We start from the raw sequence: 8,325 nt of genomic DNA, 5'->3' as shown, positions 1-8,325 counted from the left end.
ATCTTCTCTCTTCTCGGGCGTCTGTCTCTTAATGAATTAAATAGCAAGAAAATAATGGGAGAATAAAGCTGCTAAGACAGCTCCGACAAATGGAGCAATCCCCGGAACAAGCAGTCCATACTGCCAGTCATTGTCAGCTTTATTTTTGATAGGGAGTAACTGGAACGCAAGGCGTGGTCCTAAGTCCCTTGCCTGGTTCATGGCAAATCCTGTAGTTCCGCCAAGTCCCATACCAACAGCCCAGACGATAAGTCCGACACCGATAGGTAACTGTTTTTCATAATTGGTTGCGACAGCTAAAATGGCAGTTAAGAAAACAGTTGTTGCGATTGTCTCGACAAAAAAGTTACGAGGAAGATTTCTACAGTTTGGATTTGTAGAAAAGATATTTCGAATGGCAATCGGATCTATTTTCCCTTCGCTTGCTTTAAAATGATCAGCGTACATTACATATACGACAAGTGAACCAAATAAGGCACCGAGAAATTCTGCAATACAATAAGGAATAAAATTGGTCCACGGAATCATGCCAAGAATTGCCTGGCATAATGCCATGGCAGGGTTAATGCAGACACCTCCGAAGATAAACAGGGTAACAGAAATACCAAAAGCCCAAGTGGTGATAGCAAAAATGTGTCCGCTTCCATGGTATTTTGTTTTAGTAAGGACTTCATCACAGTGTACGCCGACACCGAATAAAATCATAAGGGCTGTTCCTAAAAATTCAGCTATAAGTGAGTGTAACATAACGATTTTTCCTTCCGTCTCTTTTCTTTTGTTTTATAAATTTATTTATTCTAATAAAAGCGTTTTAATAAAAAACAACTTGAAATACATTGATTTTTCCAAATGCTTTCGTGGCTGGTCCTTATAATAAAAATCAATCATGAAATAATTTATATCGATAATTATAGTTACTGAAGACTTTTCATATTAAAATTATGAAATAATATCAGTGATTATAGTTACTAAGATTTTTAATACTAAAATTTAGATATTAACAACAACACCTAAACCATCAGGAATAACAGCAACTTTTGCATCGTTTCCTTTGATTTTAAATGCCATAGCAAGAGCTTCATCCACGTTAGAAGCAAGTTCCATATGCATATCTTTTACCAGTTTCGGGTCAACGAGATCTGATACCATGATGACTTTATGATGTGCAAGGATACGGGCAAATATCTGGGAAGTCCACTGGTCAGGAACTGTTTCCAAACGAGGAGTATGGATAGCCTTTTGTTCAAATTCTTCCGGATTTTTTACATCGGCGATATTGTGGTAGAAACCAACTCCGCCATGACCATCGCGGCATCCGGCAATCATGATAATGATTCCACTGTCAGGAAGAGTAGCTTCAGCGGCAGTCATACCTTTAATTGCCTGATAAATATTCTGGTCAAGTGGATATCCGCCGTTAGTAGAAATTGCAATATCACAATCTACTTTATCTACGCTTGCAAGAGAGCGGACAAAATCGCAGCCTTTTTCATGGGCAGCTTCCATATCTCCGGCAAAAGAACCAATGATTTCGTGATTTCCATTTAATACAACATTAACAATGAAAGCAAGATTTGCCGTTCTTGCAGCGTAAACCATATCTTCATGAATTAAATTATGGCAGAGGTTACCTGGGCGGGATTTTTTGTCATTAATAAATTCTCCGCTGTGATTAGCCATAATTGTTTTATAGGAAGCAATACCTGGCAAGACGGACTTTCTGCCGCCGGAAAAACCTGCGAAAAAGTGAGCTTCGATAAAGCCTTCGGAAATTAACAGGTCAGCTTCTGCTGCTATCTTGTTAATAATGCAGTCACCGCCGCTTGGTAAAACACCAATTTTTTTCATAGAAGCATCATCCGTAGAAATGTGCATAACAATTTCTTCATTTGCAACAATTTTCTCACCATATTTATCAACTAATTCTTCATGTGTACTTGGACGATGAAAACCAGTTGCAACAAGAATGCGAATTCGGGCATCCGGAGATACGGAACGGATTCTTCGTAAAAGAATAGGAGTAATAATTTTTGAAGGAACCGGACGAGTGTGGTCAGAACTGATAATGACAATATCCTTTTTTCCTTTTGCCAGTTCTTCTAAGGGTTTAGAACCAATCGGATTATCTAAAGACTGCTCTACCAGTTCTTTTTCAGAAAGTTCGGTGGTATATTCGCTCTGTTTTCCGTCTAAAACACCTGCAAGATTTTTTTCAGGCAAGCTGATTTTCATTGTTCCTTTATCATAAGGTACGTTCATTTCAAACATTTTTAAATCCTCCTGTAAAATTATGTGCATTTGAATTTGTTAAGTAGATTTTTGTATATAAATCTCTTGACGAAAATCTATTTTATATAAAATGAATCTCTATGAAAACAACATTTCATATTAATAAAAAGTGTTAGTAAAAGATAATAATAAAAAATGTTATCAAATGTTACCAACATCTGTTAAAGATATGATATACTATTTTATGAAGAAAGGGTGAAAAAGAATGAATCATGAATATTTACTAGAATTTTTGGAAAAAAAAGATATTCCTACCGTACATAAATTACGCCATGCGTATCTTACTTACTATGGATTAGATCAGCAAAATACTTATGTATTAAAAGAAGGAGTGGTAAAAACAAGTATCATCTTAAGAGATGGAAGGGAATTTAATATTTCTTATTTAAAAGCACCAGATATTATTTCTTTATTAAGAGATGAAGTAAGTCAGTACACTTCAGCACCATTTAATGTGCGGATAGAAAGCGAGACAGCCGTTTTCTATAAAATTCCACGAGTAACTTTCTGGGAATATGTCAATGAAGATAAAAAACTTCAGGATTATATTAATGCCTACTATAGAGAACAACTTTCTCAGGCAATCTACCGCCAGCAGCTTATGACAATGAATGGAAAAACAGGAGCGGTATGTGCGTTTTTATACTTGCAGATAGAACCATTTGGAAAGAAAATGAAAGACGGGATACTTATTGACTTTCAGATTACCAATGATGATATTGCAGGATTTTGTGGTATTTCTACACGAAATAGTGTGAATCGTATCCTGCGCGGTTTAAGAGAAAATGGAATTATTTTCATAGCTGACCAGAAGATACTTATAAAAGACAAAGAATATTTAGAACAATATGTAAAGGGCTGACTATGGCTGCTTGACAGAGCATGCGAAATACTTAATACCGGTAATTTATATAGAAGAAAAAGAGATTATCGCTAAGATTCATGCAATGACAAAAACATTAGTTGCTTCTATTTTAGAGAACGAGAAGCCAGTTTATGTAGATTTTGAAACACAGGAAAGGATTCCAAAAGACTCTGCATTATGGTATAAAGAAGTTATAAAAACAAATGGGGAGTGTTTGAGTATCAATGATGACAGAAGAGTATAAAGAGGAATACAAAAAAGCAAGAAAAGCAGCAATGAAGCAGTATCGAACCTGTGCATCAAGAGGTTGGTCTTTATATCCACCGGTGCTTGATGAAGTATCCGCTTATGTAAAAACAGCAGGTGAGGAAGTGCTTGGAGAAATGGAAATACCACTTTCGCTTGTGACTGGGACGAGAACTGCAGGCAGACAGAATGCCTTCAGTAAAGATTTTCTTCCGATTCTTCCAGAGAACAGCGAATTTGCAAGGAAGTGGATTACACTTTATGAGGCGCAGATGGAAGAGGGGATTCGAGACCCGATTTTAGTTTATGAATTTATGCATCAGTTTTATGTGCAAGAGGGAAATAAGCGAGTCAGTGTTATGAAGTATCTCGATGCCTCACACATTATGGCAAAGGTAATCCGAATTTTTCCAGAAAAAACAGATGAGCCGTCTGTAAAGCTTTATTATGAATTTATAGAATTTTATCGTAGTACAAAATTCTATGATATTGTTTGTAAACAGGTGGGAAATTATGCGAAACTCCTGAAATTTATGGGAAAGGAACGGAACGAAGCTTGCAGTGATGAGGAACGGAAGAAGTTACAAAGCCTTTTCTATCATTTTTCTTCTATATATAATGCAGTCGCAGGAAACGAAGAAGCAGTGCTGACGGCCGGAGATGCCTTTTTAATCTATCTCAATATTTTTTCTTATGAAGAGGCAGCCAGTAAGCCGGCATCAAAACTTCGGGAAGAAATTCTTAAAATGTGGAAAGAGTTTGTTCCAGCAAAAGAGGCAGAGTCAGTAAAGCGTTTGTTAGAGCCGGAAGAAAAAAAACCGGCATTTTGGAATAAGCTACTAAATTCCACCCAAAAGCTTTCTATTGCCTTTGTCTATGATAAGAAGCCAGATACATCAAGCTGGTTATATGCACATGAACTTGGCAGGCTACATCTTGAGGAAGTCTTTCCAGAAAAAGTAGAGACAAGTTGTTATATCGGAGATGTGGAACAGGCAGCGGTCGATGGAAATCAGGTCATATTTACGACCACACCTCTTTTAATGCCAGAAAGTTTAAAAGCCGCATTAAAATATCCAGAAGTACAGATACTTAACTGTTCTTTGAACTATGCGTGGAAGTCGATTCCAACCTATTATACGAGAATGTATGAGGTGAAGTTTTTAACCGGGCTGATTGCAGGTTCTATGGCAAAGGGAGAGAATATCGGCTACGAGGCAGATTATCCAATTTATGGAAGTATCGCCAATATCAATGCGTTTGCGCTCGGTGTGGCAATGGTAAATCCGAATATTAAGATTTATCTAAACTGGACTTCCGAAAAAGGAAAGCAAAAAGCAGCAGTTGAGGAACTTGCCCTTGTCTCCGCCAGAGATATGATTTCTGCTGACGGATGTAATCGGAGATTCGGTCTTTATTCCAATGAAAATGGTGAAATCCTGAACATAGCTACCAGTGTTCTTGATTGGGGCATTTTCTATGAAAAAATCATACAGCAGATGCTAGACGGTACATGGAAAAAGGTATCTGACAAAGAAACAGCGTCAAGAAACTACTGGTGGGGGCTTTCTGCCGGAGTAGAGAACCTGATTTGTTCTTCACAGATGCCTTATGGAACAAAGCGGCTTGTAGATACGTTTCAAAGTCTTATCACAGAAGGACATTTTCATCCTTTTGAGGGCATGTTTTATGACAAAAACGGCAGAGAACACGGCAAAAAGAACACAATATTAAGTAATGAAGAAATTATCACAATGGACTGGCTGTTTGCCAATATTGTAGGAGAAATTCCTGAAAAATACGAGTTAAAAGAACAGGCAAAACCAATTGTAGAACTTCAGGGAGTGAAGGGAGAAAAAGAATGAATATCCTTGTAATTGCAGACGAAGAAGCACCATCTTTATGGGATTACTTTCGTCCGGAAAAATTGAAGGATGTCGATTTGATTTTATCCTGCGGAGATTTAAATCCGAAATATCTTTCCTTTCTGGCAACCTTTTGTAAAGGCCCGGTACTCTATGTACACGGCAATCACGATGACCGTTACGAGAAAACTCCGCCCGAGGGGTGCATTTGCATAGAAGATAAAATCTATGAATATAAAGGCATCCGTATTATGGGACTTGGTGGTTCCTATCGTTACAGTTCGGGAATCAACCAGTATACGGAAAGAAAGATGCGAAACCGTATTTTTAAAATGTGGTTTCCACTCTGGCGAAAGAAAGGATTCGATATTCTTCTCACCCATGCGGCAGCTTACGGAGTAGACGATGCCAATGACTGGGCACATATGGGGTTCGAATGTTTTGTGAAATTATTAGATATATACCGTCCGAAGTATTATATACATGGACATATTCATTTAAATTATGGCGGGGGACATACCCGCAGACAGCAATACGGCGAGACAGAAATTATTAACGGATATCAGTTTCATAAATTTGAATATGAAACGGGAAAAGAAATAAAGATGTTTTAAAGCGTTTTGCAAATAGGCTTTAGAGATATATGATGCAAAATGTAAGAGCAATATGTAGCATTTTAGTAAGTAAAAAAATACATAAATGCCATAGATAAATTTATCAAGAAAGCAATGGGGCTGATCGACAAGTATCATGTTGATTCAAAATATATTATTTTTGAGATTACAGAAAATACTTATATACATAATGTAGAAGCGGTTAATCGTATGATTCAGACATTTCATCAGAGAGGAATCCGTATTTCCATGGATGATTTTGATTCTGGTTATTCTTCTTTGAATACGTTAAAAGAAATCATATTTGATTAAAAGGTGGAAAATAAAATTAAGTTAAAAAAGATTTTGAGAGTATAGAATACCATCAGGAGGTACATGAATTATGTTAAATAATTTTTCTATTTCTGAACGCAAAGTAGCAATTATCGGAGCAGGATTTGTAGGGGCGTCAATTGCCTATGCGCTTACAATAAGAAAACTTGCACGAGAAATCGTTTTAATTGATATCCATGAAGAAAAGACAATTGGTGAAGCTTTAGATATCCAGCATGGAATCCCAGATATGGGAATCTCGTCTGTGAAGGCAGGAAACTATGAAGACTGTAAAGATTGTGACCTGATTATCATTACTGCCGGAAGAAACCGAAAACCAGGAGAGACCCGCCTTGATCTTATTGCAGGTAATTCAGCAATTTTAAAAAATGTTGTAGACCAGATGAAACCGCATTATACAAAAGGTGTTATTATGATTGTGAGCAATCCGGTAGACGTTCTTGTTTATCAGTGTACAAAGTGGATGGGACTTCCGAATGGAATGGTTTTTGGAACAGGCTGCATTCTGGATTCCTCTCGTTTTACCCGCTTAATCGCAGATTATACTCGTCTGAATACAGAAGTAGTAAAAGCAACCATCGTAGGAGAACATGGAGATGCCCAGATTCCAATCTGGAGTCGTGTTTCGATTGCCGGTGTGCCTATACAGGAATATTGTGAGAATGTAGGCCTTAGATGGGGCGAGAATATCCGAAAAGATATTAGTGATAAAGTGCGCGAGATGGGGGCAACAATCATTAAGGGAAAGGGCAGAACACATTATGGAATCGCAACCTGTGTCTGTTACCTTGCAGAAGCGGTGTTAAATCAGCGCCTGACTATTGCACCAGTCTCTACGATGTTCCAGGGGGAATATGGCATAGAAGATGTCTGCCTCAGTGTTCCTTCGATTATAGGAGTAAATGGAGTAGAAAAACGTCTTGAAGAGCGGTGGGCAGAGGAAGAATTTCTTGCATTCCGTCAGGCAGCTGAGAAAATGAGGAATGTCTTAAAAACGCTGTAAACTTGTACGAAGGTGTGATAATATAGTAGAGAAACTATAAGATAATAATGTCATATTATAATATAGATTGAATAGCATGCTTATAATATGAGATAGGAGGAACCGATGAGAGTAGCAAGTGATTTTAGAGAATTAGCAAGAAGGGCTCTTTCAGGGAAATGGGGGTCAGCGGTGCTTACTACATTAGTAGCATCAATTCTTGGTGCGGATATTATGGTGAACGGTGGTTCAGGCACATCAGGTATTACCAACTCAGTAACGAACGTGGTGAACCGTGGAAATGGAGACGGTTCTTATAATGGGATTTTATCCACGATGTCGATTACTTCATTAACCTATATTTTAGGAGCTATGATGGCAATAGTCACTGTTTTGATTGTTGTTGGACTAGTACAGTATGTTATAGGAAGTTTTGTTTCCCTCGGATTAATCCAGTATAACCTTGATTTGATCGACGGAAAAGATGTAGAATTTGGTCAGATTTTTTCAAAGGCATCCATGTTTGGTAAGGCATTCTGGCTCAGACTTCGAATGGGTATCTTTACCTTTTTGTGGACATTATTATTAATCATTCCAGGAATCATTAAATCCTATGCCTACAGTATGTCAGGATTTATTATGGCAGAGAATCCGGAAATGACAGCAAAAGAAGCGATGCAGGTTTCTGAAAAAATGATGGCAGGAAACAAATGGAGACTGTTCTGCCTGCAATTTAGCTTCATTGGCTGGCAGATTCTTTGTATCCTCAGTTTGGGAATCGGCTTCTTGTGGCTGACACCATATATGAATGCGGCAACAGCAGCGTTCTATGACGAAATCTCCAGAGAACCGTTAAATTAACTCCTGATTTGCCGAGCTGGCGAGGCAGACGGAACAGACGAACTCCTGAAGGTAAATAAAGCATATTTGTGACTTTAGTCGCGGCGGTTTGAATACTCGCTTACACCCGCTCGTATCCAAACCTTGCTCCGAGGCCACAAATATGCTTTATTTATCTTCAGGAGTTCTGCTCGTTGGCAGCTCAGAAAATCAGTTAGAGGGATTTGGGGAAGAGGACAGGAAATGTAGAAGTTCCGGGAAATGAAATTTTATAGGATTGACACTTGAAGT

Annotated in this window: 9 protein-coding genes; 7 read left to right on the top strand and 2 right to left on the bottom strand. The window is 38.0% G+C overall.

The genetic code is table 11. The annotated features are described in order from the left end of the window. Positions 1 to 36: 36 nt before the first annotated feature. A complete protein-coding gene (larD, locus tag EUBHAL_RS00585; protein ID WP_005343538.1) occupies positions 37 to 747 on the bottom strand; it encodes a D/L-lactic acid transporter LarD in 711 nt (236 codons plus the stop codon). A gap of 243 nt (positions 748 to 990) precedes the next feature. Continuing rightward, a complete protein-coding gene (gene larA, locus EUBHAL_RS00580; RefSeq protein WP_044921225.1) occupies positions 991 to 2,268 on the bottom strand; it encodes a nickel-dependent lactate racemase in 1,278 nt (425 codons plus the stop codon). Between the two features lie 226 nt (positions 2,269 to 2,494). Between larA and EUBHAL_RS00575 the strand changes: the two genes are divergently transcribed. The 7 genes from EUBHAL_RS00575 (at position 2,495) to EUBHAL_RS00545 (ending at position 8,055) form a co-directional block, all read left to right on the top strand. Beyond that, positions 2,495 to 3,151, top strand: coding sequence for a Crp/Fnr family transcriptional regulator (locus EUBHAL_RS00575; protein ID WP_005343535.1), 657 nt, complete (start codon positions 2,495 to 2,497; stop codon positions 3,149 to 3,151). An 85-nt stretch (positions 3,152 to 3,236) separates the two neighbouring features. Then, entirely contained in the window at positions 3,237 to 3,398 is a 162-nt protein-coding gene (locus tag EUBHAL_RS00570; RefSeq protein ID WP_118315067.1) for a family 1 glycosylhydrolase, read from the top strand. Next, positions 3,379 to 5,265 carry a BMP family ABC transporter substrate-binding protein gene (locus tag EUBHAL_RS00565; RefSeq protein ID WP_005343532.1) on the top strand — a complete coding sequence of 629 codons (1,887 nt, stop codon included), beginning with the start codon at positions 3,379 to 3,381 and terminating at the stop codon, positions 5,263 to 5,265. Before EUBHAL_RS00570 ends, EUBHAL_RS00565 begins: the two co-directional genes overlap by 20 nt. Then, a complete protein-coding gene (locus EUBHAL_RS00560; protein WP_005343530.1) occupies positions 5,262 to 5,879 on the top strand; it encodes a metallophosphoesterase family protein in 618 nt (205 codons plus the stop codon). The genes EUBHAL_RS00565 and EUBHAL_RS00560 overlap by 4 nt, the downstream gene beginning before the upstream one ends. 114 nt (positions 5,880 to 5,993) lie before the next feature. Beyond that, a complete protein-coding gene (locus EUBHAL_RS00555) occupies positions 5,994 to 6,191 on the top strand; it encodes an EAL domain-containing protein (RefSeq protein WP_005343529.1) in 198 nt (65 codons plus the stop codon). A 70-nt stretch (positions 6,192 to 6,261) separates the two neighbouring features. Next, positions 6,262 to 7,215, top strand: coding sequence for an L-lactate dehydrogenase (locus tag EUBHAL_RS00550; RefSeq protein WP_005343527.1), 954 nt, complete (start codon positions 6,262 to 6,264; stop codon positions 7,213 to 7,215). A 105-nt stretch (positions 7,216 to 7,320) separates the two neighbouring features. Continuing rightward, the gene (locus EUBHAL_RS00545) at positions 7,321 to 8,055 is read left to right on the top strand and encodes a DUF975 family protein (protein ID WP_005343526.1); all 735 of its coding nucleotides are present in this window, start codon (positions 7,321 to 7,323) and stop codon (positions 8,053 to 8,055) included. Positions 8,056 to 8,325: the final 270 nt, after the last annotated feature.

This window comes from Anaerobutyricum hallii DSM 3353 (assembly GCF_000173975.1).
Classification (GTDB): Bacteria; Bacillota; Clostridia; order Lachnospirales; family Lachnospiraceae; genus Anaerobutyricum; species Anaerobutyricum hallii.
This window is presented reverse-complemented; position numbering and strand designations above follow the sequence as displayed.

Bases quoted from the DNA above. Each gene is read 5' to 3' on its own strand.
- EUBHAL_RS00545 (WP_005343526.1), top strand. From the start codon at position 7,321: ATGAGAGTAGCAAGTGATTTTAGAGAATTAGCAAGAAGGGCTCTTTCA.
- larD (WP_005343538.1), bottom strand. From the start codon at position 747: ATGTTACACTCACTTATAGCTGAATTTTTAGGAACAGCCCTTATGATT.
- EUBHAL_RS00550 (WP_005343527.1), top strand. From the start codon at position 6,262: ATGTTAAATAATTTTTCTATTTCTGAACGCAAAGTAGCAATTATCGGA.
- EUBHAL_RS00555 (WP_005343529.1), top strand. From the start codon at position 5,994: ATGGGGCTGATCGACAAGTATCATGTTGATTCAAAATATATTATTTTT.
- EUBHAL_RS00560 (WP_005343530.1), top strand. From the start codon at position 5,262: ATGAATATCCTTGTAATTGCAGACGAAGAAGCACCATCTTTATGGGAT.
- EUBHAL_RS00565 (WP_005343532.1), top strand. From the start codon at position 3,379: ATGATGACAGAAGAGTATAAAGAGGAATACAAAAAAGCAAGAAAAGCA.
- EUBHAL_RS00575 (WP_005343535.1), top strand. From the start codon at position 2,495: ATGAATCATGAATATTTACTAGAATTTTTGGAAAAAAAAGATATTCCT.
- EUBHAL_RS00570 (WP_118315067.1), top strand. From the start codon at position 3,237: ATGACAAAAACATTAGTTGCTTCTATTTTAGAGAACGAGAAGCCAGTT.
- larA (WP_044921225.1), bottom strand. From the start codon at position 2,268: ATGTTTGAAATGAACGTACCTTATGATAAAGGAACAATGAAAATCAGC.